The 26,997-nt window shown below is 46.2% G+C and carries 23 protein-coding genes, 4 tRNA genes and 1 pseudogene; 14 read left to right on the top strand and 14 right to left on the bottom strand.

Annotation, left to right across the window (positions count from 1 at the left end; translation table 11 throughout):
* Window positions 1–52: 52 nt before the first annotated feature.
* The 8 genes and pseudogenes from EK374_RS13575 to EK374_RS13535 all read left to right on the top strand — a co-directional run.
* Window positions 53–2,962: a FimV/HubP family polar landmark protein gene (locus EK374_RS13575; RefSeq protein ID WP_164731879.1), complete on the top strand. Its 2,910-nt coding sequence runs from the start codon at window positions 53–55 to the stop codon at window positions 2,960–2,962.
* A 180-nt stretch (window positions 2,963–3,142) separates the two neighbouring features.
* Entirely contained in the window at window positions 3,143–3,937 is a 795-nt protein-coding gene (truA, locus tag EK374_RS13570; RefSeq protein ID WP_127024575.1) for a tRNA pseudouridine(38-40) synthase TruA, read from the top strand.
* A 135-nt stretch (window positions 3,938–4,072) separates the two neighbouring features.
* Complete coding sequence (gene accD / locus EK374_RS13565; protein ID WP_127024572.1) at window positions 4,073–4,945, top strand: acetyl-CoA carboxylase, carboxyltransferase subunit beta; 873 nt, start codon at window positions 4,073–4,075, stop codon at window positions 4,943–4,945.
* Window positions 4,946–4,954: 9 nt separating this feature from the next.
* Window positions 4,955–6,235 carry a bifunctional tetrahydrofolate synthase/dihydrofolate synthase gene (folC, locus tag EK374_RS13560; RefSeq protein ID WP_127024569.1) on the top strand — a complete coding sequence of 427 codons (1,281 nt, stop codon included), beginning with the start codon at window positions 4,955–4,957 and terminating at the stop codon, window positions 6,233–6,235.
* The gene (locus EK374_RS13555; protein ID WP_127024567.1) at window positions 6,232–6,969 is read left to right on the top strand and encodes an SPOR domain-containing protein; all 738 of its coding nucleotides are present in this window, start codon (window positions 6,232–6,234) and stop codon (window positions 6,967–6,969) included. Before folC ends, EK374_RS13555 begins: the two co-directional genes overlap by 4 nt.
* A 59-nt stretch (window positions 6,970–7,028) precedes the next feature.
* Complete coding sequence (locus EK374_RS13550; RefSeq protein WP_127024564.1) at window positions 7,029–7,517, top strand: CvpA family protein; 489 nt, start codon at window positions 7,029–7,031, stop codon at window positions 7,515–7,517.
* A 20-nt stretch (window positions 7,518–7,537) separates the two neighbouring features.
* Window positions 7,538–9,052, top strand: coding sequence for an amidophosphoribosyltransferase (purF, locus tag EK374_RS13545; protein ID WP_127024560.1), 1,515 nt, complete (start codon window positions 7,538–7,540; stop codon window positions 9,050–9,052).
* A 185-nt stretch (window positions 9,053–9,237) separates the two neighbouring features.
* A pseudogene (locus EK374_RS13535) lies at window positions 9,238–10,034 on the top strand (IS4 family transposase); the annotation flags it as partial.
* A 75-nt stretch (window positions 10,035–10,109) separates the two neighbouring features.
* On the opposite strand, the gene EK374_RS13530 reads toward EK374_RS13535, so the two are convergent.
* The 4 genes from EK374_RS13530 to EK374_RS13515 all read right to left on the bottom strand — a co-directional run bounded on the left by EK374_RS13530 (window position 10,110) and on the right by EK374_RS13515 (window position 13,749).
* Window positions 10,110–10,709, bottom strand: a complete 600-nt coding sequence (locus EK374_RS13530) for a Yip1 family protein (protein WP_127024551.1) — start codon at window positions 10,707–10,709, stop codon at window positions 10,110–10,112.
* 175 nt (window positions 10,710–10,884) lie between these two features.
* Window positions 10,885–11,652 (bottom strand): tRNA isopentenyl-2-thiomethyl-A-37 hydroxylase MiaE, encoded by a 768-nt coding sequence (gene miaE / locus EK374_RS13525; RefSeq protein WP_127024547.1) that lies wholly within the window; start codon window positions 11,650–11,652, stop codon window positions 10,885–10,887.
* A gap of 860 nt (window positions 11,653–12,512) precedes the next feature.
* A complete protein-coding gene (lpxH, locus tag EK374_RS13520) occupies window positions 12,513–13,262 on the bottom strand; it encodes a UDP-2,3-diacylglucosamine diphosphatase (RefSeq protein WP_127024544.1) in 750 nt (249 codons plus the stop codon).
* On the bottom strand, window positions 13,255–13,749 hold the full coding sequence (locus EK374_RS13515; RefSeq protein WP_127024540.1) for a peptidylprolyl isomerase: 495 nt from the start codon (window positions 13,747–13,749) through the stop codon (window positions 13,255–13,257). The genes lpxH and EK374_RS13515 overlap by 8 nt, the downstream gene beginning before the upstream one ends.
* Window positions 13,750–13,888: 139 nt before the next feature.
* On the opposite strand from EK374_RS13515, the gene cysS reads away from it, so the two are divergent.
* Window positions 13,889–15,268 (top strand): cysteine--tRNA ligase, encoded by a 1,380-nt coding sequence (cysS, locus tag EK374_RS13510; protein ID WP_127024538.1) that lies wholly within the window; start codon window positions 13,889–13,891, stop codon window positions 15,266–15,268.
* Between the two features lie 64 nt (window positions 15,269–15,332).
* Here the strand turns inward: cysS and folD are convergent, their stop codons facing one another.
* Complete coding sequence (gene folD, locus EK374_RS13505) at window positions 15,333–16,190, bottom strand: bifunctional methylenetetrahydrofolate dehydrogenase/methenyltetrahydrofolate cyclohydrolase FolD (RefSeq protein WP_127024535.1); 858 nt, start codon at window positions 16,188–16,190, stop codon at window positions 15,333–15,335.
* A gap of 243 nt (window positions 16,191–16,433) precedes the next feature.
* On the opposite strand from folD, the gene EK374_RS13500 reads away from it, so the two are divergent.
* The 4 genes from EK374_RS13500 (at window position 16,434) to EK374_RS13485 (ending at window position 16,823) form a co-directional block, all read left to right on the top strand.
* Window positions 16,434–16,510, top strand: a tRNA-Pro gene (locus EK374_RS13500).
* A gap of 29 nt (window positions 16,511–16,539) precedes the next feature.
* Window positions 16,540–16,616 (top strand) — tRNA-Arg (locus tag EK374_RS13495).
* Between the two features lie 34 nt (window positions 16,617–16,650).
* Window positions 16,651–16,726 (top strand) — tRNA-His (locus EK374_RS13490).
* Between the two features lie 20 nt (window positions 16,727–16,746).
* Window positions 16,747–16,823 (top strand) — tRNA-Pro (locus tag EK374_RS13485).
* A 217-nt stretch (window positions 16,824–17,040) separates the two neighbouring features.
* Here EK374_RS13485 and fadE read toward each other — a convergent pair.
* A complete protein-coding gene (gene fadE, locus EK374_RS13480) occupies window positions 17,041–19,503 on the bottom strand; it encodes an acyl-CoA dehydrogenase FadE (protein ID WP_127024532.1) in 2,463 nt (820 codons plus the stop codon).
* A gap of 160 nt (window positions 19,504–19,663) precedes the next feature.
* Here fadE and EK374_RS13475 point away from each other — a divergent pair, with 160 nt between their 5' ends.
* The gene (locus EK374_RS13475; protein WP_127024529.1) at window positions 19,664–20,428 is read left to right on the top strand and encodes a class II glutamine amidotransferase; all 765 of its coding nucleotides are present in this window, start codon (window positions 19,664–19,666) and stop codon (window positions 20,426–20,428) included.
* 28 nt (window positions 20,429–20,456) lie between these two features.
* Here EK374_RS13475 and EK374_RS13470 read toward each other — a convergent pair whose 3' ends face one another.
* The 8 genes from EK374_RS13470 to EK374_RS13435 all read right to left on the bottom strand — a co-directional run bounded on the left by EK374_RS13470 (window position 20,457) and on the right by EK374_RS13435 (window position 26,945).
* Entirely contained in the window at window positions 20,457–21,194 is a 738-nt protein-coding gene (locus tag EK374_RS13470; protein WP_233280253.1) for a DUF3108 domain-containing protein, read from the bottom strand.
* Window positions 21,175–21,825 (bottom strand): phosphoribosylglycinamide formyltransferase, encoded by a 651-nt coding sequence (gene purN / locus EK374_RS13465; RefSeq protein ID WP_127024527.1) that lies wholly within the window; start codon window positions 21,823–21,825, stop codon window positions 21,175–21,177. Before purN ends, EK374_RS13470 begins: the two co-directional genes overlap by 20 nt.
* A gap of 8 nt (window positions 21,826–21,833) precedes the next feature.
* Window positions 21,834–22,877, bottom strand: a complete 1,044-nt coding sequence (purM, locus tag EK374_RS13460; RefSeq protein ID WP_127024524.1) for a phosphoribosylformylglycinamidine cyclo-ligase — start codon at window positions 22,875–22,877, stop codon at window positions 21,834–21,836.
* Window positions 22,878–23,009: 132 nt separating this feature from the next.
* On the bottom strand, window positions 23,010–23,417 hold the full coding sequence (locus tag EK374_RS13455) for a hypothetical protein (RefSeq protein ID WP_127024521.1): 408 nt from the start codon (window positions 23,415–23,417) through the stop codon (window positions 23,010–23,012).
* 15 nt (window positions 23,418–23,432) lie between these two features.
* The gene (locus EK374_RS13450; RefSeq protein ID WP_127024517.1) at window positions 23,433–24,323 is read right to left on the bottom strand and encodes a LysR family transcriptional regulator; all 891 of its coding nucleotides are present in this window, start codon (window positions 24,321–24,323) and stop codon (window positions 23,433–23,435) included.
* A gap of 15 nt (window positions 24,324–24,338) precedes the next feature.
* On the bottom strand, window positions 24,339–25,304 hold the full coding sequence (gene cmoB, locus EK374_RS13445) for a tRNA 5-methoxyuridine(34)/uridine 5-oxyacetic acid(34) synthase CmoB (RefSeq protein WP_127024514.1): 966 nt from the start codon (window positions 25,302–25,304) through the stop codon (window positions 24,339–24,341).
* Window positions 25,301–26,041, bottom strand: coding sequence for a carboxy-S-adenosyl-L-methionine synthase CmoA (cmoA, locus tag EK374_RS13440; RefSeq protein ID WP_127024511.1), 741 nt, complete (start codon window positions 26,039–26,041; stop codon window positions 25,301–25,303). Before cmoA ends, cmoB begins: the two co-directional genes overlap by 4 nt.
* Before the next feature lie 64 nt (window positions 26,042–26,105).
* Window positions 26,106–26,945 carry a DUF72 domain-containing protein gene (locus tag EK374_RS13435; RefSeq protein ID WP_127024508.1) on the bottom strand — a complete coding sequence of 280 codons (840 nt, stop codon included), beginning with the start codon at window positions 26,943–26,945 and terminating at the stop codon, window positions 26,106–26,108.
* Window positions 26,946–26,997 lie beyond the last annotated feature (52 nt).

Below are 26,997 nucleotides of genomic sequence, written 5' to 3'. Positions count from 1 at the left end.
CTTGCAGTGTTTTTGTGTCAGAAAAATAATCTCCGGCCTTAAGGGATCATCGATGCGTTTAGTTGGGCTTCTCATTTTTAGTATTTTGTTGCAGATCTGCAGTGCTAACGCCACTGCGGACACCACTGTGCGTCTGAAGGGCCCTAAAAGCACCGAAAATCCGGATCGCAGCAGGGTCGGTCCTTTAACTCCAAACGACACTTTATGGCGTATTGCCGAAGAAGTTCGCCCTCATCCAGGTTTAAACATTTATCAGGTGATGTACGCCATTTACCTGAAAAACCCGCAGTCTTTTCTTGATGACAACTTTAACCATCTGAATGTTGGATCATTTTTAGCTATTCCTAATGTAGATGAAATACTGCAGGTGGATGCGGTAGATGCGCAGCGCAAATCGGAAGAAGATGATCGGATTTGGGCAGATCGGGTACGCGCAGCAGCTGCGGCTAAAGTGAAACAAGGGGTTAATACAGCACAACAGAAAGATGTTGATAAAGCTAAGCAAGAAATCAAACAGGAGTTAAGCAGAGTTGAAGGGCTGCAAAAAGGGCAGCTGGTTGATCTGCAAAGAAAGCTCGCGGAATCTAAAGTTACGGTTGAAGCTGTTTTAGCTGATAACACAGCCTTAAAAAATAAACTGGATCAACTGGCTGATCAAATGCTGTTGATGAAGTCTCAGGTTGATAAAGACAGTGAAATTCAGCAGCAACTGCAATTACTGGTTGCGCAACAATCCGAAATGCTTGCACAGCAAAAGGCCCAAATTGAGCGGGAACAGCAAGGGATGAATTTTGCCGAACTGTGGCAAAATATTTCCTCCAGTAGCCTGTCCTGGGTGCTGTTGGCTACTTTACCTACTTTGTTTGTGTTGTTTGCTGTAGTGGGCTGGATTAAGCGCCGAACCAGAAAATCGGAGCAGATTGTGAATGCGGCCACTGCTGTACCTCAGCAAGAACCAGGTTATCGCTCACCCTTACCACCTTTGGATGAAAGTCTCGACTTTGACGAAAGCAGCCTGATGACGCTGGATGAATCTTTGTTAGATTCTGGCAGCAAAAGCATACGTCTGGATGACGAGCCGATCGATTTACATGATGATATGTTACTGGATACCAGAGCTGATGAGTTTGACGACATTCTGATGAATGACGATGACCTGCTGGACAGCAAAGATTTGCTCGACGCCAGTTCAATGGATGATGAGTTATTGGATGATTTGCTAGATCAACCGGTAAAAGAATCAAACAAGGATTTTGATCCAAACAATATTTTATCCGGTGCTGATTTATCGGCCTTATTTGACGAAGAACCTGAGCTGGATGACAGCGAAGATATATTCGCTCAGGCGGTGGCTGAGCAGTTAGCTGAAGAGCAAAAACAAAAACAAGCTGAACAGAATGAAGACGAACTGGATGAGCTGCTTGAAGAAATTGAATTAGATGAGCCGGATAGCGATACCTCTGATCTGAGTAACCCGGTTTCTGTCGAAACGGACGAGTTCAACCTGGATGAAATAGAAGAGGTTGAAGAAGTCGACTTTGATTCGTTACTTGATGAACTGGTGGTGACAGAAGATGAGCCTGAAGCCGTGGGCGGGGCAGAAGGTGCATTGGATACCTCATTGGATAAGACATTCGACAGTCAGGCAGAAGACGCAGAAGATGTTGTCGATGTAAATCCTGAACAGCCTCATTTTGACAGTTCAGAATTGGACGAGTTCGCCGAATCGTTGGCTGATGAAGAATTATCAGAACCAGAGGTTCTGTCTCTTGAAGATGAAAGTGATATTGATATTGACGCCTTGCTAGAAGACACAGTGAACAGGCCTGATGCCTCAGACTTTGATGCTGTTAGTGAGCCTGAGCCAGATGAATTTAATGTGCATGAAGATGATGTTGCAATTGACTCTGCTGCATCCTTTGATACCAGTCTCGAATTTGACGAAGATGATTATCCGCTAAGTCCGGATGATGTTGCTTTACTGTTGTCGGATGAGCCGGTACAGGAACAAGCCGTGGATATGCCACCCAATTTTCACGCAGACCATGGTGATTTGGCCGAGTTGATCGACGAAGTTGATTCGCAATCAGAGCAGTTAGCAGAAAACAGTTCCGAGGTTAGTGACGAAGACCGTTATGAGGTTGAGTCAAATGAAGCCTGGCAAGAGCTTGCCGATCAGGCCATTGAGCCAGCTTTAAGCGAGTCGGTTCCCGATCTGGATTTACAGGAAGATTTAACTGTCAGCCGCATATCTGCTGCAACGTTGTCAGTGGAGAACCCAAGCAAAGTACTGGAAGAATACCCAGATCTTGAATTCTCAGACGAAGCCGCACCAAGCGATGAGTCAGAGGATGAGTTGGATGACGACCAGATCCAAAGCTCTGATGTCTTAGCTGTGGATGCGGCAGCTACACAGCAGGCAAATGAAGATATCTCAGCTGAACTTGATGCTTTGGAAGGGACTGATTTTGATGCTTTGTTGGCCGACTATGCGCAAACAGACACTGAAATCAGACTGGCTGACGAGCAGATAGCTGATGCTGTGTTATCTGAGTTAAATCCAGTGGAGCCTCATATTGAGCCTGTGGATAGGACAATTGAAATAGCAGAACAAGAACAAAGTTCAGCGCAAGCGGAGCAGGTTCAGTCGAATGATTTAGAGTTTTCATTACTGGCGCTCGATAAATTACTGGATGATTCTGAAGATGAGTCCGATCAGCATCAAAATCCGGTTCGCAATATAGATGTTGGGCTGGAAGATTATCAGGATTTCATTGCTGCACAACACGAACCGGAACTGGACCCTGCTGAGCAAGGCTATGCTGCTGATCTGGATTTGATCCGTGCTTACATTGAAATTGGTGAACAGGATGGTGCTGAACACCTGATTGACAAAGTACTCAATTCTGCAGCACCAGAGCATATCAAACAAGAAGCTCAAAGCTTAAAAGAGCAGCTTTAAAGCAAAGGGGTAGAGTCTTAGCTCTGCCCTTCAATTCTTGAATTTTTCCACCGCATGATACGAACCAAAGCCAAATTAACCCGCCATTTTTATCGTCGGATGAAGGCTCTGACCGTTAAAACTCGTGAGTTTCTTTCCATGCCTGAGTTATACTTCAGCTCCTAAGAGATAGGAGTCTGAATGCGAATTGCGTTAGGTATCGAATACAACGGTGTAGGTTTATTTGGCTGGCAAAGGCAACGTGAAGTGCCAAGTGTACAAGGTCATCTGGAAGCTGCGTTATCCAAGGTTGCCAATGCAACTATTGAATTATCCTGTGCTGGTCGCACTGATGCCGGTGTTCATGCAACAGGCCAGGTCGTGCATTTTGATACTGATGCCAACCGTGACATGCGCGCCTGGATCATGGGGGCCAACTCCAATCTGCCGGATGGCATTGCAGTGCGCTGGGCAAAACAGGTATCAGATGATTTTCATGCCCGTTTTTCCGCCACAGCCCGCCGTTATAGATACGTTATTTACAATAATAAATTCAGGCCTGCCATTCTGGGTGCAGGTTTAAGTCATTATCATCAGGAATTAAATATTGAACTGATGCAACAAGCTGCTGTCCATCTACTGGGTGAAAATGACTTCACATCCTTTCGTGCAATTCAATGCCAGTCACATAGCCCCTTCCGTAATCTGATGCATCTGCATTTAAGTCGGGTCGGGCAGTTTATTGTGCTGGATATTAAAGCCAATGCTTTTTTACACCATATGGTGCGTAATATCACAGGTAGCTTGCTACAAGTGGGAATGGGCTTAAAAGATCCGGATTGGATTGCAGACTTGCTGGCAGCGAAAGATCGGACTTTAGCCGCTGCAACGGCCAAAGCAGAAGGCTTATATCTGGTGGATGTGGATTACCCCGAACACTTTGGTATTCCTAAAATGCCTCTTGGGCCACTGTTCCTGCCAGACAGTTTTTGCTAACTACTACGACCAGTTAGCTATAGGTTCTATCATAGCTTTGTGCTTTAATAAGCGCCGTTAGCCGCATGATCGGCGCTTTTTTACACAATAAACTAAGTTTGGGCTCAAGCCCTGCTGCGATACCAAGGAACAACTATGAGTTGGTTAGAAAAAATTCTGCCCAGAACTTCGTCTTCATCCCGTCGTAATATTCCTGAAGGGGTCTGGACTAAATGTACCTCTTGTGACGCTGTATTGTACAAGGCAGAACTGGATCGGAACTTAGGTGTTTGTCCTAAATGTGACAACCATATGCGTATCAGTGCCAGAGACAGATTAAACAGTTTCCTTGATACCGGTGGTATGGTGGAACTGGCTGCAGAGCTGGAACCTCAGGATCTGCTGAAATTTAAAGACAGCAAAAAATACAAAGACCGTATTGTTGCTGCACAAAAAGAAACCAATGAAAAAGACGCCATGGTGGTGATGCGCGGCACTTTATTGGGCATGCCAGTGGTTGTGGCTTCGTTTGAATTTGCTTTTATGGGCGGCTCAATGGCGTCTGTAGTAGGTGCCAAGTTTGTCAAAGGTGTTGAATACGCCCTTGAAAACAAAGTGCCTTTTATCTGTTTCTCTGCCAGTGGTGGCGCCCGTATGCAAGAAGCTCTATTGTCTTTAATGCAAATGGCCAAAACCAGCGCTGCTTTGGCTAAGCTGAGTGAAGCAGGTTTACCTTATATTTCTGTGCTGACCGACCCTACTATGGGTGGTGTATCTGCCAGTCTGGCGATGCTGGGCGATTTGAACATTGGAGAGCCAAAAGCTCTGATCGGTTTTGCCGGCCCCCGTGTTATCGAACAGACAGTACGTGAAAAATTACCTGAAGGTTTCCAGCGCAGTGAATTCCTGCTGGAACACGGTGCTATCGACATGATTGTTGACCGCCGCCAAATGCGCGATACAATTGCGCGACTTGTGGCTAAATTCATGCGATGGCCAGCTCCTGCTAAGGAACACCGCGTCGCCTAATAAGGTGTTATGACCAATTTTTTATCGCCTGCAAGCCAATCCTGTCAGACTCTGACGGATTGGCTTTGTTATATAGAACAAAAACATCCTCAACATCAGATCGAATTGGGATTGGGCCGTGTGCTGAAGATTGCACAGCGTGCCGATTTGCATCTGCTGCCGGGCAAAAAAATACTGATCGCCGGTACCAATGGCAAAGGCACTACAGCCCGGACTCTTGAACAGCTCTGCGCTGTGCAGGGATTGTCTGTGGGTGTATACAGTTCTCCCCATTTATTGCAGTTTAACGAGCGCTTACGCATCAATGGCACAGATGTAGCCGACAATCTTTGGTGTGAGGCTTTTGCTTTTATTGAACAATTGCGTGGCGACATTGAACTGACTTATTTTGAGTTCACCACACTGGCATCTTTTTATCTTTTGAAACAACAACAACCGGATTTATGCCTGATTGAAGTGGGGTTAGGCGGTCGACTGGATGCCACCAATATTATTGAGCCGGATTTAAGTATTCTGACCACAGTCGATTTAGACCATCAGGATTATTTAGGGCCAGACCGCGAAAGCATTGGCCGCGAAAAAGCCGGCGTGTTCCGCGCAGACAAGCCCGCCGTGATAGGTGAGACTGATATGCCGCAGTCGGTATTGAAGTACGGCCAGGATATTCAGGCCCAACTGCTCTGCATCAATACGGATTACCTTTATAGCGTCACAGAAGCAGGCTTTCATTGGCAAGGTATAGAGACTCGCCTCGAGGCGTTACCTCTGACAGCAGTGCCACTGCAGAATATAGCCACAGCTCTTACTGCACTTGAAGTTTTGGCTTTATTGCCTTCAAAGCAACAGGTTGCAAAGGTGTTGTCCGCTTTAAGTCTGCCCGGTCGGATGCAGTGGCTGAGTAAAACTCCGGGTATTTTATTGGATGTGGCGCATAACCCGCAGTCGGCCGGTTATTTGGCGGCTCAGCTTCAGTTCATCAAAGGCCGTTATGCTCGGGTTCATCTGTTGGTTGGGATGTTAAAAGATAAAGATATTGAGCACAGCCTGGCACCCTTTCATTCGTTAGCAGACCACTGGCATTTGGTGAATTTACCTGGCGCTCGTGGGGCACAGGCCAACATGTTGCTTGAGCAGTTGCCAGCACAAAGCAGTTATTCATGTTATTCAGATTTGGAGTCGGGTTACCAACAGGCGCTGCTATCGCTGCAGGCTAATGATTTATTGGTGATTTTCGGCTCTTTTGTTACAGTGTCGGCAGTTCTAGCGCTGCAAAAGGAGACAGATGTATGACCAGCGCCTTTAAAAACCGCTTAATTGGCAGCAGCATTTTAATTATTGCTGCCATCGTTTTTTTACCTGATTTGTTGGATGGGCAAAAGCAAGTGGTCAAAGATGAATTTAAGGCCATACCGGAGCGGCCGGAATTTGCCACAGTGCAACAGGAACAGGTGTTTACTAAACAGCAACTAGCGGAAAAACAGCAGGAATTACTAGCGACTCCGGTGAATGATACTGCTGTTGATGCGGGTTTGCCGGATGATAGTTTTGCTGAGGTTACTGCTGGGGCTCCGGGCAGCGAAGCGGCTACAGACAGCGCTGATATGGTTGCAGTAGCTGCAGGCGGAACAAGCACAGACTCCATTCCTGTGCCAACAGAAAATCCTCTGGCTCCAGTTCCTGTTGCTGACAGCTCTGCACAAACCACAGCCTCTACTGCGCCCGTTACAGAAAAAACAGTTGAACCCAAAGGCAACCCGGCTCTGAACGAAACAGCCTGGATAGTACGTGTGGGGAGCTTCAGCAAAACAGATAACGCCACGGCTTTGGTAGCAAAATTAAAAGAAGCGGGTTTTACTACCTTTACCCGTTCAACCACTAATGCGCAGGGCCAGTCTATGGTCAGTGTGGTGGTTGGGCCTGAACTGAAAAAAGAGCGTCTGGAACAAAAACTTCCTCAATTGCAGCAACTGACCGGAATAGCGGGTCTGAAGCTGACTGCTTTTAAGCCTATCGAAAATAATTAGGTGTTCGGGCGCGTGTTTTGGTAGAATGCGCGCCGTCCTTAAGCATCCTTTGGTAGCAAATGGTTTGGATTGATTATGCCATTCTGGCAATTATCGGCCTGTCGACTGTGATCAGTCTGGTCCGGGGATTTGCCAAAGAAGCGGTTTCACTGATTATCTGGATACTGGCCTTTTTTGTTGCCAGTTATTACTACCCCTATCTGGCAACCTATTTCACTGAATTGCAAGACGCACTGGTGCGTAATGCGGTTTCTATCGCTGTTCTGTTTATCTCTACTCTTATTCTTGGTGCCTTAATTAATTACCTGATTGGCCGTTTGGTTGAATCTACAGGTTTGTCTGGCACCGACCGTTTACTTGGTCTGATCTTTGGCGCCCTGCGTGGCGTGTTGGTGGTCAGTGCATTGTTATTTTTCCTGGATGCTTTTACTGGCGCTGATCAAAGCGAGTGGTGGCAAGCGTCCAAACTAATACCCGAATTTGGTTTTATCATTGAATGGTTTTTTGAGTACATCAAAAACCATTCCAGTTTTATGCAGCGACCCTAAGCGTGGCGAGGAAATAATCGATGTGTGGTATTGTTGGAATCGTAGGTAAGTATCCGGTCAATCAGGCGTTGTACGACGGTTTAACTGTGTTGCAGCACCGTGGTCAGGATGCCGCCGGCATAGTGACAGTAGACAACAAAACCTTACGTTTACGCAAAGCCAATGGCTTAGTGAAAGACGTATTTGAAGCCCGCCATATGCAGCGTTTGTCTGGCAATATGGGCATAGGCCACGTGCGTTACCCAACAGCGGGTTCAGCCAGTACGGCCGAAGCTCAGCCATTTTATACCAATAGTCCATTTGGTATAGCCCTGGCGCACAACGGCAACCTGACGAACTCTGAAGAATTAAAAGACGAGTTATTCCGTACCGCTCGTCGTCATGTTAATACCAACTCAGACTCAGAAGCGCTGTTAAACGCTTTTGCCCATGAGCTGGATATTCATGCCGATATGCATGTAAACCCTGACCATATTTTTGGTGCAGTCACTAATTTACATCGTAAAATCCGTGGTGGTTATGCGGTGGTGGCAGTCGTTATTGGCCATGGTTTAGTGGCATTTCGTGATCCAAACGGTATCCGTCCTTTAGTGATGGGGAAACGCGAAACTGCGCTTGGCACTGAGTATATGGTGGCTTCAGAAAGTGTGGCTTTAGATGCGGACGGTTTTACTGTTCTGCGTGATGTAGCGCCTGGTGAAGCTGTGTATATCACCGAAGATGGCGAGTTGTTTAGCCAGCAATGTGCTGAAAACCCAAGTTATGCCCCATGTATTTTTGAATACGTGTATTTTGCCCGTCCGGACTCCACCATAGACAATGTGTCTGTGTATGCATCCCGCGTGGCTATGGGTAAAAAGCTGGGTGAGAAAATCAAAAAAGAATGGGCGCATTTAGATATTGATGTGGTCATTCCAATTCCTGAAACCAGTAACGATGCTGCGTTGCAAATTGCGCATGAGTTAGGTTTGCCATACCGTCAGGGTTATGTGAAAAACCGTTACATTGGCCGTACTTTTATTATGCCGGGTCAAGGGGAGCGTAAAAAGTCAGTCAAACGTAAACTGAACGCGATTTGGCAGGAATTCAAAGGCAAAAACGTCTTGCTGGTGGATGACTCTATAGTTCGTGGTACAACTTCACAGCAAATCATTGATATGGCGCGTGAAGCCGGTGCAAAGAAAGTGTATTTCGCCTCTGCGGCTCCGGAAATTCGTTTCCCGAACGTCTACGGTATTGATATGCCATCGGCCAACGAGCTGATTGCTCATGGTCACGATGTTGAAAGCATCTGCAAAATTATTGGTGCAGATGGTTTGATTTTCCAGTCACTGGAAGATTTAGTGGACGCAGTGCGTTCACAAAATCCGGAACTGAAGCGTTTTGAAACTTCAGTGTTTGATGGTGTTTATGTGACTAACGACATTGATCAGGCTTACCTGAACCGTTTGGATGCACAGCGCAACGAAGCGGCAAAGAAGAAAAAAGAAGCTGAATTATCTGCCAGTTTAGAGTTACATAACGAAGGCAACTAATACTGCTCAGAAGTTGAATAAAAAAGGGCTGTCACAGACATAATGCCGATCAGTTAAGCAAATATCAGATCGGTTGACCGATCCAGTGGTTAATGTATAAAGGCCTGCAACAGAGATGTTGCAGGCCTTTTTCTATGCAATTAGTTACCGCTTTAACCCTTGCCAATCGCTATTTCCCAACGAACCTGAATACAGGTGCGTTACACCAGCTTTTACCCGAAGAATTTATCAGCCAGTGCCTTGAAGAGGCTGGTATCGCGACCGTGCGTCGCCGTCGATTGCCCTTAGAATCCTTAGTGTTGGTTGTACTTGGTATGGCGCTTTATCGTGGTAAAGATGTCTGGAGCATTGCAGATAAAATGCAAATTATGCTACCCGGTCGACGTGAATTGGTGGCCCCAGCGCTGTTGTTCAGGGGAGGCAGCGGTTGGGTTTTGAAGCGATGCGGCAGGTGTTTCATCACACCCAAAGGCTGTGGCACAAGGAAGCCGAACACCCACGCTGGTGCGGTCTGCAGTTACTGGGGGTGGACGGAGTTGTCTGGCGTACACCAGATACAAAGGAAAATACAGAAGCCTTTACGAAGCCAAAAACCACAGCTGGCGAATCGGCCTGGCCCATGGTCAGAATGGTGTGTCAGATGGAGCTGACCAGTCATTTGCTGGTGAATGCAGCCATGGATGGGTACAGCACCAATGAAATGGTGCTGGCAGAGCAATTGGTTGAAAATACGCCGGACAACAGCCTGACGTTATTTGACCGTGGGTTTTATTCGTTAGGGCTGCTGCACGCATGGCAGAGCAAAGGGCAAAGCCGGCACTGGCTTATCCCGCTGAAAAAAGGCACTCAGTATGAAGTGATAGAAAAGCTTGGAAAGCAGGACTACCTGGTACGACTGACAACAAGTCCTCAGGCAAGAAAGAAATGGCAGTGCTTGCCGGAGTATATGGAAGCGCGGTTACTGCAGAAAAAAATCAAAGGCAATGAGTTAATGCCAGTCAGCTTAACTGACTGGCATTACTGTCACAGACAGCCTTTTTTATATTTGTTTGACCAGCTAATGAGTAAAAGCCGGACCGAAGCCGGAACTCCATAAAATAGCTGTAGCTGTCATCACACAAACCAGCAGAATCAGGCCTGTGGTCACCACTGAGCTGGCGTAAATAAAGCCACGTTCTTCAGGTATATGCATCAGGATCGGCACACCCACATACAACAAATACACCGAATAGGTTAAGCCAGCCAACCCTACCAGCATGACAAACCAAAGCTCCGGGAATAATGCAGCAAAACCTACCATAAAAAGTGGCGTCGAAGTATAAGAGGCCAGCTCTAGTGTTTGGGTATAAGTGGGTTCAGAACCAAAAGTATGAGCCATCCAGTGTGCCAGATAGGCCAATGCAAAGACCCCGCCTATTAAAGCCACATACATTGCAACAGAAAGCATCATGGCGCTTTCTGCAGTTAAACGTATAGCTTCACCCACACCAATGCTCCAGCCGATGTGCACCGCCGAATAATAAGCACAGACGGAGGGAATTAAGGCGACAAGCAGGATGTGAATTAAACTGTATCTGAAACTTTCGTGACGTGCGTCTATCGTATGCCATTCTTCTTTGGGATGGGCATACAGCCCCCATAAGTGATTTAAAATCATAGTTGTTATCCTTGGCTACTACGTTGTTCATTACAGGGCCACACAACAAACCCTTACCTTTGTTATGGCTAATAGATACGGGTTCGTCAAGTTTAGGACAAAAAATCTCTGTGGAAGAAAACACGCATGCATCAGGCAGACTGACGCATGCGTCAAATGAGAGAAAAATATCGGTTTAAACGGCAGTCTCAGGGGCGCCGCTGTGGAATTTAAAATCCGGATCCGGGCTTGAAATCAGCTCTGCTTCAAGGTTACCAAAAAAGCGTACCCGCTCTGTAATATCTGATTTGGAGATCACCTGAGCCAGTTCCAGATAGTCGGTAAAATGCCGGGCTTCTGAGCGTAACAAGGAGGTGTAAAAGCTGGCTAACTCCGGGTCAACAAATTCAGCGAGTCTGGCGAAACGCTCACAGGAACGGGCTTCGATGTAAGCACCACAGATCAGTTTATCGATCAGAATTTGTGGTTCATGGGTTTTGCAGTTCTGGATAAGTGTCCTGGCATAACGACTGGCGCTAATATTTTCATAGGGAATGCCGCGAGCCTGCATAATCTCCAACACTTGGCAAAAATGGTGCAACTCTTCGCGAATTAACAACACCATGCGGTCGATAATACGATCGGAGTGTGCAAAATCAGAACGGCCAATAATGCTTTTGTTTAGTTTTTCAGCCTGCTTTAACCCCTGAATATCACCGTCAAAACGATAGGCAAAGTCTTCAAAAGGTTTCAGCCAGTTTAGTAAGGTTAAAGAACTGTCTTTATCGCAAGCATAACGGCGCAGCAGATACATGGCAGTTTGCGCTGCTTTTAATTCACAAATTAAGTGGTCTTGTAAAAGAGCGGGCAGCCTTTCTGGCTTCTTTGCTTCGTTGAGCCAAATCTGGGGGGTTGGACATTTTAAAAACTGATAGACCGGTTGAAGCAGAGTATCAAATGGCATAGTTATAAAACTCGATTTTTTGTTAATTTTAACAGCTCTTGATAAGGCAGGAAAGGACATAACAAATAGGCGGGTAGGTGCGGTAATTAGAGTTTAAGCTATGAAAATTTACTGGAAAGTTAAATTGCGAGGCTGTATGGAGTGTGGCTGGTATCAATTGTTTTACAAAAAGTTAAATTAACCTGAGGTCTCCATTGTTATTTAATGCGCAAAGCAATACATTAGAAAATGAATGTATTGGGAACAAAAAATCAAGGAGATATTTCATGGCGGTACTATTATTCAGAGCTGCGAATTAATGCGTTTTCCAGATGACCTCAGTGGTCATTATGTCATTGAGAGAAATGGCAGTTTTCAGCTGATTCCATAAAAATTAAATCTATTGTTAGATTACATCAGTTACATAGGAGAATAATATGATCACATGGGGTTCTATCTTTATATTGTCAGTTTTGTTAGGTGTTATTATTAGCTATGTACCTTCAAAATGGTCTTGGTTGCTCATCATCCCGATCACACTGCTGACTCTCTTTGTACTGAACTATTACTATGATCGGTTACCTACAACTTCTATTGGTGCTTCAATGAGTGAACTTGCTTATATCTTTGTTGGCATTCCCTCTATTAGTATCGCTCTATGTAGTTATTTTTTTAAGCGAAATTTTAGACGCAGTTAACAGGTTCGTTTATTAAATCATGACGAAATAATCTGAAATCTGGAACCCTCTTCGTGACTGGATTTTTTGACTAGCAAATCATCCAAATCCAACGCAAAGAGGGCTTTTACACAAGCTAGTGGAGTTAAACGGTTGAAAAGGCTGAAGATATAAGGTAAATCCATACGCAGTTCAGTGTAGAGTTCAGTTGGAACCCGGCGGCAGGGCGTTAAAGTGCAGTTGCCAGCCGTCCACTGACACATCCAGATAAGAGCTTTGGCTGTACCAGTCGCCTAACACATAACGTTGTGCTGCACTGCCATCGGCCAGTTGCAATGGGTGCACTGCAGGTCTGTGGGTATGACCATGAATTAAATGCTGCACCTGATGTTGAGCCATCACTTTAGGGACTTCATCTGGCGTTACATCCATAATGTCAGAGGTTTTACCTTTTTTATCCATAGCGCTGACACGGCGTGCTTTGCGTGCCAGATGTTGCCGGTACCATAGCGGTAACGACAATATGAGCTTTTGCCACCATTTTTGGTCCCACCAGGCTCGAAACTTCTGATAGCCAATGTCCAGAGTGCAAAGCGAATCACCATGCATCAATAAAGTGGCAGTGCCGTACAAATCGACGACGGTCAGAGGCGCAAGCAACTGCATGCCTGAGCGCTTAGCAAATTTTTTACCCAGTAAAAAGTCGCGGTTGCCATGGCAAAAATAGATGGGCACAGATTTAGCGGACAGGGCCTTGATAGCGCCAGCAACTTCAGTCAGTAAAGGCGAGGGGTTATCATCACCAATCCAGACTTCAAACAAATCGCCCAGAATATAAAGCGCATCAGCATTGGCAGCCTTTTGCTGTAAAAAAAGCAAAAACGCCGCGGTAATATCCGGGCGTTGTTCGCTTAAATGCAGATCGGCAATAAAAAGGCTGTGGCCTTTAGCCATGGATTTCTGCTTTTTCGATGATTACAGCGTCAGTTGGTACATCAGCATGACCAAACTTACGACCTGTAGACACAGTTTTAATCTTGTTTACAACGTCCATGCCTTCCACTACTTCACCAAACACACAGTAACCCCAGCCCTGAGAAGTTTCTGAGCTGAAATCTAAAAAGTCGTTGTTAGCCACGTTAATAAAGAACTGGCAGGTGGCTGAATGTGGATCGCTGGTGCGGGCCATAGCAATAGTGCCGGCTTTATTAGCCACTTTGTTGTTTGCTTCGTTTTTGATGGGTTTGCCCGGCTCTTTTTGTTCCATTTCAGGAGTGAAACCACCGCCCTGGATCATAAAGCCATTGATCACACGGTGAAAAATGGTGTTGTCATAAAAACCTTCTTTTACGTAGTTCAGAAAGTTTTCTACTGTTGCAGGGGCTTTGTCGGCAAATAATGCCAGTTTAATAACACCAAAATTGGTATGTAAGCTAACCATGATCATCTCCTATGGCTTAAAAACGGCGATAGTGTACCGCAGCTGTGGTAGATAACAAAGCGAGGATAGCTCAAGGCTTTTGCTGATGTTACACTGTTGCACTTTGTGATTGCCGTTTTGATGATTTCCCGAGGAGCCCATGCTACAGATTTTTAACACCCTGACCCGTAAAAAAGAGTCCTTTGTGCCTTTAGTGCCTGGCAAAGTTTCTATGTATGTCTGCGGCATCACTATTTATGATTTCTGTCATGTTGGCCACGCCCGTACTTATGTAGCTTTTGATGTGATGAACCGTTACCTACGTTTCAGCGGCTATGACGTCACTTATGTGCGTAACATCACAGATGTAGACGACAAAATTATCAAAAGAGCCAATGAAAACGGCGAAAGCTGTGATGCTTTAACGGCCCGTTATACTGTGGCTATGCATGATGACTTTAATGCACTGGGGTTAATGCCTGCCGATATTGAACCTCGTGTCACCACGCATATGGCCGAAATCATTGAGCTGATTGAAACTTTAGTGGCTAAAGGCTACGCCTACATCGCCTCTGACGGTGACGTACTGTTTGATGTCAGTAAATACGACGCTTATGGACAGCTTAGTCAGCAGAACCTGGATATGTTGCAATCTGGCGCCCGGGTCGAAATTGATCAGGCCAAAGACGATCCACTGGATTTTGTATTGTGGAAAATGGCCAAGCCTAATGAGCCAAGCTGGTCATCGCCATGGGGCGAAGGCCGTCCTGGCTGGCATATTGAATGTTCGGCTATGAGTGCAAAGCATTTAGGCACACATTTTGATATTCACGGTGGTGGTTCAGATTTACAGTTCCCACACCATGAAAACGAAATTGCTCAGTCTTGCTGTGCGCATGACACGCCGTACGTCAATACCTGGATCCATACAGGTATGGTGCAGGTGGATAAAGAAAAGATGTCTAAATCTTTAGGCAACTTCTTTACTGTCAAAGATGTGCTGGCTGATTACAACGCTGAAGCTGTGCGTTATTTCCTGATCTCCAGTCATTACCGCAGCCAGCTGAACTACTCAGCTGAAAACTTGCTGCAGGCGCATTCAGCTTTAGGCCGTTTGTACACAGCCTTGCGTGAAGTAAAACCTGCGACAGACGTCGATATGAATAACGATTACGTCAAAACCTTCCGTGCTGCTATGGATGACGACTTTAACACGGCCTTGGCTTTGCCTGTATTATTTGAACTGGCCCGTGATATCAACAAAGAAAAAGCCACAGATCCAACCAAAGCTTCACAGCTTGCGGGCTTGTTAATTAAACTCGGCAGTGTGATGGGTATTTTGCAGGGCGATGCAGAGACCTTTTTACAGTCAGGTACAGATTCAGATGATGTGGCTGAGATTGAAGCTTTAATTACACAGCGCAATACAGCACGAGCTAACAAAGACTGGGCTGCGGCTGATGCTGCCCGTGACGCTTTAGTGGCTAAGGGTATTATTCTGGAAGATAAAGCAGGTGTTACCACCTGGCGTCGGGGTTAATAGTCTGCAATAAAAAGGGGCAGAGTTTTAGCTCTGCCCCTTTTCCATTTATGGCTGCATCTGACTATTGATCGTGGAACTGCTCGCAAGCTTCCAAGGTGTTTTCAATCAGGCAGGCCACCGTCATAGGGCCTACACCACCTGGCACTGGTGTAATAAAACGCGCATGCTCTTTGGCTTTATCAAATTCAACGTCACCGACCAGTTTACCGGATTCTAAGCGGTTAATACCTACGTCAATCACCAGCGCACCAGGCTTAATCCAGTCGCCCGGAATAAATTCAGGCTTACCTACGGCCACCACCACTAAATCAGCGCGGCGTACATGCTGTTCCAGCTGCTTGGTGAACTTATGGCAGACTGTGGTAGTGCAACCGGCCAATAACAGCTCCAGTGCCATAGGGCGGCCTACAATGTTTGATGCGCCTACTACCACTGCATCCATACCACGGATTTGAATACCAGTGCTTTGCAGCAGCTTAATGATGCCTTTTGGCGTACAAGGACGAAGGGCAGGCATACGCTGCGCTAAACGGCCAATATTGTAAGGGTGGAAACCATCGACATCTTTCAGTGGATTGATACGTTCCAGAATGGCCGAAGCGTCTAAACCTGCAGGCAAAGGCAATTGCACCAGAATACCGTCTACTTTGTTATCTGCGTTTAAAGTATCGATTAAATCAAATAACTCTTGTTGAGTTGTGCCTGATGGCAAATCGTAAGAGAAGGATTCAAAACCTACTTCTTCACAGGCTTTACGTTTACTGCCTACATAAACCTGAGAGGCTGCATCCATACCTACTAGTACTACCGCAAGGCCTGGGGCTCTTTTTCCTGCTGCAAGGCGTTGCTGAACCCTTAATGCGACCTGTTGACGGGTAGATTGAGCTACCGCTTTGCCATCTATGATTTGTGCTGCCATAAAACTGCTCTGTTGACCTGAAATCTGAGGATTTGTATTTTCGCACAGCTACGCCAAAGAGGCCAAGCAGATCAGTTTAACTGGCGTAAAAAGTTAAAAAATCAGCATATTTTCACCGTATTGGTCGCTTTTATAGCAAATGGGTTCAAATATTAAGCAATCAGTTTTTTAGCTGCAAAAAAGGTTTGACGCTCCAAGGGTTGGGCTGTAATATTCCGCCCCGTTGCAGTAGTGTAGCGAAGTCGGTGATTAGCGCAGCTTGGTAGCGCACTTGGTTTGGGTCCAAGGGGTCGCAAGTTCGAATCTTGCATCACCGACCATTTAAGAGAGCCTAGCGGCCTCGAATTTGGCGCCCGTAGCTCAGCTGGATAGAGCAACGGCCTTCTAAGCCGTGGGTCATAGGTTCGAGTCCTATCGGGCGCGCCATTGCAACAAGTATAGTGTTAAAAGTTCTACCGTGGTGGCTGTAGCTCAGTTGGTAGAGTCCCGGATTGTGATTCCGGTTGTCGTGGGTTCGAGCCCCATCAGCCACCCCATTTTAGACTGGTTTATATGTCGGTGATTAGCGCAGCTTGGTAGCGCACTTGGTTTGGGTCCAAGGGGTCGCAAGTTCGAATCTTGCATCACCGACCATTCTCCCTCTAAAAACAATAACAGCAGCAATGCTGTTTTTTGCTTTCTGGCGTTCTGAAAATCTGTGTTACCACAAACAACAACCTTCCTATTCTTTGTTCCTGTTCAATGATCCTCTTGAGCTTTACCTGATCTCCTTATCAAATCTTTAAGCCATGTATCATTACAGGCAAAAAAAAGCCTGCACAGGGCAGGCTTCTTTGTCGGTTATTGTCGCTTAAGCGGCAACAGACTTCGCTTTTGGCTTTTTATCAAACAGTGACTTATCTGCAGCCAGTTCCAGTGGATCAAAATCATCCACGTTAATGGTATGCAGGCGGCCTTGTTCAGCCACGCGCAGCTTCTCTGCTTCAGCTTCGGTGATCACACCCAGCTCTAAGCCTAAAGCGGCCACTTCGTGTAAGCGGAAGAATGGCAGACGTTTATTTGCTGCATGCACCACTTTGTCGAAGATTGGTTCAGCGGCCAGAATATCCGTCAGGGCTTTTTCAATTAAACCGATCTGGTTGTTTGGTTCCAGTGTCAGATAAACGTTCGTTGCTAAGCGGCTGCGGGCTTCACAAGGGGTTTGCATAATGCGCGACACTTGATGATCCAGCTGATCCGAAGCTTTACGTAAAGTACGACCCCAAGGGAATAACAGCTTGCCTAAGACTGAGCCTACGATACGATTCGGGAAGTTATCCAGCATTTCATCCAGCGCGACCTGAGCTTTGTACATATTGTCTTCACAAGCCCATTGCACTAAAGGTAAATCCTGCGCCGGACGGCCGTCGTCGTTATAACGCTTCAGTACAGCAGAAGTTAGATACAACATGGATAACATATCGCCTAAACGGGCAGAGATACGTTCACGGCGTTTTAAGTCACCACCCATGGTACCCATAGCAACATCAGACATCAGTGCCAACGCAGCGCTGTATCTGTTCATTTGTTTGTAGTACTTAGCTGTTGCATCTGCATAAGGGCTAGAAGAGAAGGCTGAATTGCTTAAACCTAACCATAAAGCACGGAAGAAGTTGCTGATGCTAAAACCAATATGGCCAAACAAAGCACGGTCAAAGGCAGTCACAGCAGCACGTTCGTCTTCTAAACCTGCAGCCTGTAATTCAGCCAATACAAACGGATGGCAACGAATAGCACCCTGACCGTAAATAATCATGTTACGGGTCAGAATGTTTGCACCTTCTACAGTAATAGCCACCGGAGCACCCTGATAACCACGGGCTAAATAGTTGTTCGGGCCCATACAGATGCCTTTACCACCGTGAATATCCATGGCATCAATAATGGCCTGACGCATACGCTCTGTCATATGGAACTTGGTGATAGCAGAAATAACCGAAGGTTTTTCGCCTAAATCGATAGAACCAACCGACATAGTAGTCGAAGCTTCCGCCATATAGGCATAACCACCGATACGGGCTAAGGCTTCTTCTATACCTTCCATTTTACCTATAGGCAGTTTGAACTGACGACGGATGCGGGCATAAGCACCAGTTAACAAGGCGGCAGCTTTGATACCACCAGTACTGTTTGAAGGCAGTGTAATAGCGCGGCCTACTGACAAACATTCCACCAGCATACGCCAGCCCTGACCGGCCATTTTCGGGCCACCTATGATGTAATCCAATGGTACGAAAACATCTTCACCCTGAGTAGGACCATTCTGGAATGGCACGTTCAACGGGAAGTGACGACGACCAATTTTTACACCTGGTGTAGAGACAGGGATTAAAGCACAAGTGATGCCTAAATCTTTTTTGTCACCTAATAAACCATCCGGATCCTGCATCTTAAATGCTAAACCCAATACAGTGGCAATAGGAGCCAAGGTGATATAACGCTTATTCCAGGTCAGGCGCATACCAATAATTTCCTGGCCTTCCCATTCGCCTTTACAGACAATACCCACATCCGGGATAGCGCCCGCATCAGAACCTGCTTCCGGGCTGGTTAATGCAAAACAAGGAATTTCTAAACCTTTGGCTAGGCGAGGCAGGTAGTGGTCCTGTTGCTCGACTGTTCCATAGTGCTGTAACAGCTCGCCTGGGCCTAACGAGTTAGGTACACCAACGACGCTGGATAACACCATACTTTTGCTGGTTAATTTTTGCAGTACACAAGACTGGGCATAAGCAGAGAATTCCAGACCACCGTATTTCTTTTTAATAATCATTGCAAAGAAACCATGATCTTTTAAGTACTGATACACTTCCGGAGATAAATCAGCACGTTCATGTGTGGTGTGCCAGTCATCGACTATGGCCAGTAACTCTTCACAAGGGCCATCTAAAAACGCCTGTTCTTCAGCACTTAAACGTGGTTTTGGATAATTGTGCAGCTTGTGCCAGTCCGGCGTGCCACGGAATAAATCGCCTTCCCACCAGGTGGTACCGGCATCAATGGCTTCTTTTTCTGTGGTCGACATTTCCGGCATAATTTTGCGGTACAGTTTTAACAAAGGTTTGGTTAAATACTGTTGACGTATGCTGGCAATATTCAAAGGTAAAGCGACGACTAAAAACAGTATCCAGCTGACCACACCCACTGTATCAGTGAAAGTTGCAACAGCTAATAAAGCAGCGATCAACGCTGTAAACATAGTTAAACTTGCTCTGTGGTAGGCGAGCACGGCGACTGTGCCAAGCAAGGCTACCCAAAAAATCAACACATCCATAATTTACTCCTGAGAACTAGAGGTCAGACCACTGTGAGCTTAGAGTAGTGTGCCTGTTGCAAAGATGCAAGTAATTCCTTACTTTGCACTCTGGTTTACTGTCAACTTTTGTTGCAGCTTCAGTGCGTCACGTTATCAAGTATAGGAAGCTATCCGATCTATGTGTGAGTTATTAGGGATGTCCGCCAATGTGCCTACCGACATCTGCTTTAGTTTTAAAGGGTTAAGAGAACGTGGTGGCAAAACTGGTCCGCATAAAGATGGCTGGGGTGTAGCTTTTTATCAGGGAAAAGGTGTTAGTACCTTTAAAGATGCTGATCCGAGTTACCAGTCGGAAATTGCACGGCTTATTAGTGATTACCCTATTAAAAGTACCGCTGTGGTGGCGCATATCCGCCAGGCGAACAGTGGTGGAGTAGGGCTTGAAAACACTCATCCTTTTACCCGCACTTTATGGGGGCGCTACTGGACTTATGCCCACAATGGTCAACTGCACGGTTTTGAAACTTTAGACGTAGGGCAGCATCATGTCGTAGGGCAAACCGACAGTGAGCATGCCTTTTGTTATTTACTTCATAAGCTTGAGCAACAGTTTCCGGTTGCACCTTCGGATATGAAACAGGCCTTTGATTACCTCGCTTCATTATGTCCGGCCTTGCAGCAGTTAGGCGTGTTTAACTTGCTGCTGTCTGACGGTGATTATCTGCTGGCCTATTGCAGCACCAAACTGCATTGGATCACCAGAAGAGCACCTTTTGGTGTGGCATTATTGTCGGATATGGATGTAGACATAGATTTTTCAAAAGAAACCACTGAGAAAGATGTGGTGACTATTATTGCCACTTTACCGCTAACCTGTAACGAGCAATGGCAGGTCATGGAAAGTGGGCAGGCCCAACTGTTTAAAGCGGGAGAGCCGCAATAAGCGGCTCTGTCATGGATGTTCTAAAGCTTTAATTGGAAGGCTTGAAAGTCGCCAGCTGAATATCAAACTGCTCAACTTTGTCCTCAGCCTGCCATAAACGCACCAATAAATAATCCAGCTCTGGTGCTACCCAAGCCAGGACTTCTTTATCTGCGCCTGTGCCAGTGCGCTCAATCCGGATAGTTTTTACTTTGCCGTAGGGCAGGGATAACCATTCCTCGCCCGCAACTTTGTAACTGTATTTGCGCTCGTCACCATGGCGGTTTAGCACCTGATACACAAATTCAGTTTTACCAGCTTTTAAATCCAAAGCCAACTGGTTGTGATAACTCAACGGATCTAACCATTGTTCATTCCACTGAATGGCTTTAATTTTTTTAGATTTCTCAACCCGCAACTCTTTGCTGTCCCAGTTCAGATTTAACTCGTAATACCGGTTTGGGCCCGAGCCAGTGCGCTGCATGACATAACGAGTGGGCTGAATGCGGCCCTCTTTAATGGTAAAAAAGGACTGTTCTGAACGTTTATCGGTAAATATCAGCCAACTGATATCGCTGCTGTAACCCAGTTCATAACCTTGTTCTGTGGTTTTCAGATAACGTTTGGCTTCACCATGTTTTTTGCCTGAGCGCAGTACATTGTAACTGGCTTCAAAAGCTGAAAATTGAGCAGCAGGAGCAGCTGTGGGTTCTTCAGCTGATAAGAGGCTTGAAAAGAGTAAAAAAAATGACGCACTAAGGCGCCATTTATTCATCATCCTGGTCATTTGCATATCCATGGTCAGATAATAAAAGGCCGTCTAACAATGCCTTATCTGACTGCTGTTGTAAACGGTTCTGGCAAAACCAGCGTACAACCAATGGATAAATACGATGTTCCTGCTCATGCACACGTTCTGCGACAGTGTCCGCGTCATCACCAGGGAATACCGGCACTTTGGCTTGCAAAATGACCGGGCCACCGTCCAGCTCCGCAGTGACAAAATGCACTGAACAGCCGTGTTCTGTATCACCCGCATCAATAGCGCGCTGGTGAGTATTCAGCCCCTGATATTTGGGTAATAACGAAGGATGAATATTCAGTAAACGGCCCTGATAATGCTGGACAAATTCAGGCGTTAAAATACGCATAAAACCAGCAAGTACCACCAAATCGGGTTGATGCTGGTCGATAGTTGCGATCAAATCTTGATCATAAGCTGCGCGGTCGGCATAGCCTTTATGCTCCAGCACTAAGGCTTTAGCTCCGGCTTTTTTGGCTCGCTCCAATCCAAAAGCTTTGGCTTTGTTTGACAGCACAGCCGTGACTTTTCCGTCGATAAAACCAGCACTGCAGGCATCTAAAATTGCCTGCAGATTGGAGCCGCTGCCTGAAATCAATACCACAATAGATTTCATGTATGGTTTTAGCCTTGGATCACAACTTGAGGTTCGTCCGCGGCAACCTGGTTGATTTCACCTAAATGCCAGGCATTTTCGCCAGCAGCTTTTAACTGGGCTAAGGCCGCATCGAGGTGAGTTGCAGGAACCACCACAATCATACCAACACCACAGTTAAAGGTGCGGTACATTTCGTGACGCTCTACATTACCTTGCTGTTGTAACCAGCTGAAAATAGCAGGCCACTGCCAGCTGCTCTCTTTGATGTTTGCCTGAGTGTTTTCTGGCAGCACCCGTGGGATATTTTCCCAGAAACCGCCACCAGTGATATGACACAAGGCATGGACCGGCATAGATTTAATTAAAGCCAGCAGGTTTTTTACATAAATACGGGTAGGCTCTAACAGATGATCGGCAATAGTTTTGCCTTCCAGCAGGGTTTGAGGATCCTGACCGCTGACTTCCAGTACTTTACGAATTAACGAAAAGCCGTTGGAATGAGGGCCTGAAGCCGCTAATGCAATTAATTGATCGCCGGCTTTTACTTTGCTGCCATCAATAATTTCAGACTTCTCAACCACACCAACGCTAAAACCAGCGATGTCGTAGTCTTCGCCGTGGTACATACCTGGCATTTCAGCAGTTTCACCGCCGACCAGAGCACAGCCAGCCAGCTCACAGCCTTTGGCTATACCTTCAACTACAGTAGCAGCGGTATTTACATCCAGCTTTCCTGTCGCGTAGTAGTCGAGAAAAAATAAAGGTTCAGCACCTGAAACGACAATGTCATTGACACACATAGCTACTAAGTCGATACCGACGCTGTCATGGCGTTTTAAATCCATCGCCAAGCGCAGTTTAGTACCCACACCGTCAGTGCCTGATACCAGTACTGGCTCTTTATAGCCAGCAGGGATTTGACACAAAGCACCAAAGCCGCCTAAACCGCCCATTACTTCTTTACGGGTCGTGCGTTTTACCGCACCTTTAATACGGTCAACCAAGGCCTCACCGGCATCTATATCCACACCAGCGTCTTTGTAACTTAACGACGTTTTTTGCTCGCTCACGGCAATCCCCAAATGGCTAAAAAGTGAAGGTCCAAAAAAATTGGCGGCATTTTACCTTGTAACGCCGCCAGACAAAAGGATTTACTGCTTCGCATTTTTGAATGCTCAGTTGTGCCTTGTTACAAAGCAGTATTATTGCATCGCATTACTCATGGCCTGAGCCACATAATTACGTAAGCTGGCACTTGGTGTTTTGGCAATCTGATGATAAACCAGAGATGCAAAAGGAAACTCTTTGCCGTTGTAACGCACACAAATGTAAGGCGCGTCTGGAGTGGACTCATCGTGATACCACTCACCACCTACATGGTGAATAAAAACCTCACCTGTATAAGCGCCAAACACATTGGACAAAGTAAACAGCAGTTCGTCGGCATGGCGTTGTTCTTGCTGGCGTATATACAGCTCACTGAGGATCTCGTCGACTTTTGTCAGGCTATCCAGACTGAAATCGAGCAAAACCTGATGTTCTTCAGCGGAGTACACCACTGCATCCTGCGCAGTGACTTTCATTAATTCAGTTAACTCTTGCTTGTTCATGCTATTCCCCGGCTATTAAACTTTATGTTCGGCTAGCAGCAGCTCACGTAATTGACGGCTGCCAGGCCCTAATGTTTCTTCTTTAGGTGTAACCAAAGCTAAAGGTACGGCCCGTGCTGAGCTTTGCGCTATTGTAAGTCGCGCCAAAGTACCATTTTGTATTAAATCGCAGATCAGAAATTCAGGTAACCAGCAGAAACCAATACCGTTTTTCAAAATATCTACAGCTTCAAAAAAATTATTCACTGTCCAGCGTTGTTCGGCGCGCAACCAGCCTACATCTTTGGGTTTGCTGGCGGTATCTCGGATCACAATTTGTAAGTATTGGCTTAGTTCATTTAAATCCAATTCTGGTTGCTGCGCCAACTGGTGGTCTTTTCCTACGACCGGTATCATTTGAATCACAGTCAGAGGTTCACCTATATAGCCTTTAGGCACGCTTGGAGAGGCGGCTATGACTAAATCTGCTTTATGCTCCAGTATCATTTCCGTAGAGCCCGTGATCACGGTATCTATAATCTGAATACGACTGCCACGGGATACAGGATGAAATTTTGCCAGGGCGCGGTACAGTATTTGTTTTGGATAGACCAGCTCAACCGCGATGCGAATTTCAGGCTCCCAGCCTACATTAATATTAGAAGCTAACAGCTCCAGATCTTCAATTTGTTGAGTTAACAAGCGCGAGCGGCGTAACATCACTTCGCCAGCTGAAGTTAAAAAGGCTTTACGGCCTTTGACTTCCAGCAGTTCTACACCTAACTGGTACTGCAATTTGGCGACAGCATGATTCAGTGAAGACTGACTTTTATTCAGCAAATCGGCTGCTTGCGCATACCCGCCTGCATCCACAACTGCTTGCAGTATGCGCCATTGTTCCATGGTTGACTTGGGGCGGTATGGCATTGAAAATCCTTTCGATTAAACCTGAGCTACAATCACAGCGCGAAGCGGTGCCGGGTAACCTTCAATGGTTTTACTATGATCAGTTGGGTCAAGAAAATCAATCAGACTTTCGTTTTCCATCCAGCTGGTTTTGCGTTGTTCATCCAGACTGGTCACCGACAAATCCACCACTTTGGCGTCTTTAAATCCAACCCGCTGCAGCCAAAGTAATAAAGCTGCAGTGCTTGGGATAAACCAGACATTCCGCATTTTTGCGTAGCGATCTGTGGGCACTAATACGGCTTGCTCATCGCCTTCAATCACTAAGGTTTCCAGTACCAGTTCGCCACCAGGGCGCAGTTGCTGTTTTAATTGGGCTAAAAAGTCGATGGGGGAGCGACGGTGATACAACACGCCCATTGAAAAAACGGTATCAAAAGCTTTTAGGGCCGGCATATCGTCTATGCCGACCGGCAATAAATGCACTGTAGGATCAGGATTAAAATGTTTAATAGCTTCAAATTGGCAATAAAACAGCTGTGAAGGGTCTATGCCTACAACAAACTCTGCTCCTTCGCCTTTCATGCGCCACAAGTGATAACCACTGCCACAGCCGACATCCAGCACTGTTCTGTGTTGAAGTGGGCTGATATGAGGCAATACTCGGTCCCATTTCCAGTCGGAGCGCCATTCTGTATCTATGCTTAACCCATGCACTGTAAAAGGGCCTTTGCGCCATGGCATTAACTGGCGTAACAAGAATTCCAGGCGTTGTTTTTGGCCATCATTCAGCTCATCTGGCTGGCCAAATTCGACTTTAGTTTTTAGTTCGACACAGCTTTTGGCTGCAACAGGCAAGTGATCCAGTACTTTTTGCCACTGCTTAAAGTCACCATGTAAAGCCTCTTGTTCCCAGCTTTTCAGCTGAGAGGGCAGGGTCTCCAGCCAGTGCAGTAGTTTATTGCCTGCTATTTGTTGATAAAAACTCTGAAAACGGCTCATCGCTGCGCCTCTGCTTTAATGGCCACCATAGAGCAGAAGTTAAAACACTGGAACCATAAACTGATATGTTCAAAACCTGCAGCGGACAGTCGAGCTTTATGTTCGGCCAGGCTGTCAGGGCGCATTACATTTTCAAGTGCTGTGCGTTTTTGACTGATCTCCAGCTCGCTATAGCCATTGGAGCGCTTAAAATCATGGTGCAAATCAATCAACAGCTCATGAGTGGTTTCATCAGTTTCGATAATTTTTTCCGACAATACAAAAATACCACCAGGCTTGAGCGCTTTGTAGATTCGCTCAATCAGGCGGGCTCTGTCTTCTTTAGCTAAAAACTGCAGGGTGAAATTACTGACCACCATCGCAGCGTTTTCCATAGGAATATCGCGGATATCAGCTAGTAGAACAGTAGCCGGTACGTCAGAGCGAAAGGCCTGTAAATGACTGGTGCAACGTTCGACCATAGCGGCACTGTTATCGACGCCAATCAACTGACAACCAGGTTCTGTGATCTGGCGGCGCATGGCTAAACTGGCGGCGCCCAAAGAGCAGCCCAAATCGTAATAGTTGCTGTCAGCTTGCTGAAAACGGCTGGTCAGTTTACCTATGGTCTGAATGATAGTTTGATAGCCAGGCACAGAGCGTTGAATCATGTCCGGAAAGACATCTACCACGGCGGAGTCAAAACAAAAATCCTGAATATGGCCCAGAGGGTCGGCGTAAATATGATCTTTTTGCATCAGTGGAACAACTTCATACCTGTAATTGGCGGATAGTTTAACGTATTTCAACTTCAAGACGAAATCAAAGCAAGCTTAGCTGAGTTTGATCCTGCGCCCAGGGCGCCAGTATTGGGTGTTCTATACCCAAATCCATTACAAACTGCCGCGCCAAAACCGGCGCTGTTAAATTATCCGGGCTATGGAAAAAACAAAAAGGAGTTTTTCCTTCATCCAGCCACTGCCGCACTTTACCCAGCCAGGGCTGATAATAATGCTGATTCACCGCCATATCGTCCGTGCCTACAAAACGCAGCATTGGCTGCTTCGTTAACGCCACCGCATGCACAGGCAGGTAAGGCTTTTTGCGCTGCGCATCCAGCAAAGCTGCATTAGTGGCTGGCACAGAAAATAATGCTCTGCTGTCAAATATCACCCGCTCGGCATCGAAGTCACGTAATAAACGGTTTAGGGTGATTTCATGCTCTGCTTTATCAAAAAATACCGGATGACGCACTTCAACGGCCACAGCAAAAGATGAGCATAAACTGCTGAGCATCTGTTTCAGCCAGCTTAAATTTTGTGGTGAAAAAAAGGCTGGCAGCTGCAAATGCACCAAAGCGAGTTTGTTCGTAAGAGGCGCGATCAAATTCAACCAGAGTTGCAATTCTTCCGCCTGAAACTGCTGGAACTGATGACTTAAACGCTTAGGTACTTTTAAGGTAAAAAGAAAGTTTTCGCTGCTTTGCTCGGCCCATCGTGTCACAGTTTGCGCCGATGGGTCTGCATAAAAACTGGTATTGCCCTCTACAGAGTTGAAATACCTACTATAGTTAGCAAGAAAGTCGGACGGTTGCAGTTTGCTGTTAAATATCAGGTTTTTCCACTGAGGGTTAGCCCAGACCGGGCAGCCAAGATAAAGCATCTGCGATTTCCGTTATAAAAAGTGCTGATATAAATGAATTGCGTATTATCGC

Origin of the sequence: Rheinheimera mangrovi (assembly GCF_003990335.1) — a bacterium.
Lineage (GTDB): Bacteria > Pseudomonadota > Gammaproteobacteria > Enterobacterales > Alteromonadaceae > Pararheinheimera > Pararheinheimera mangrovi.
The sequence above is the reverse complement of the archived record's forward strand: the minus strand, read 5'-3'. Positions and strand labels throughout refer to the sequence as shown.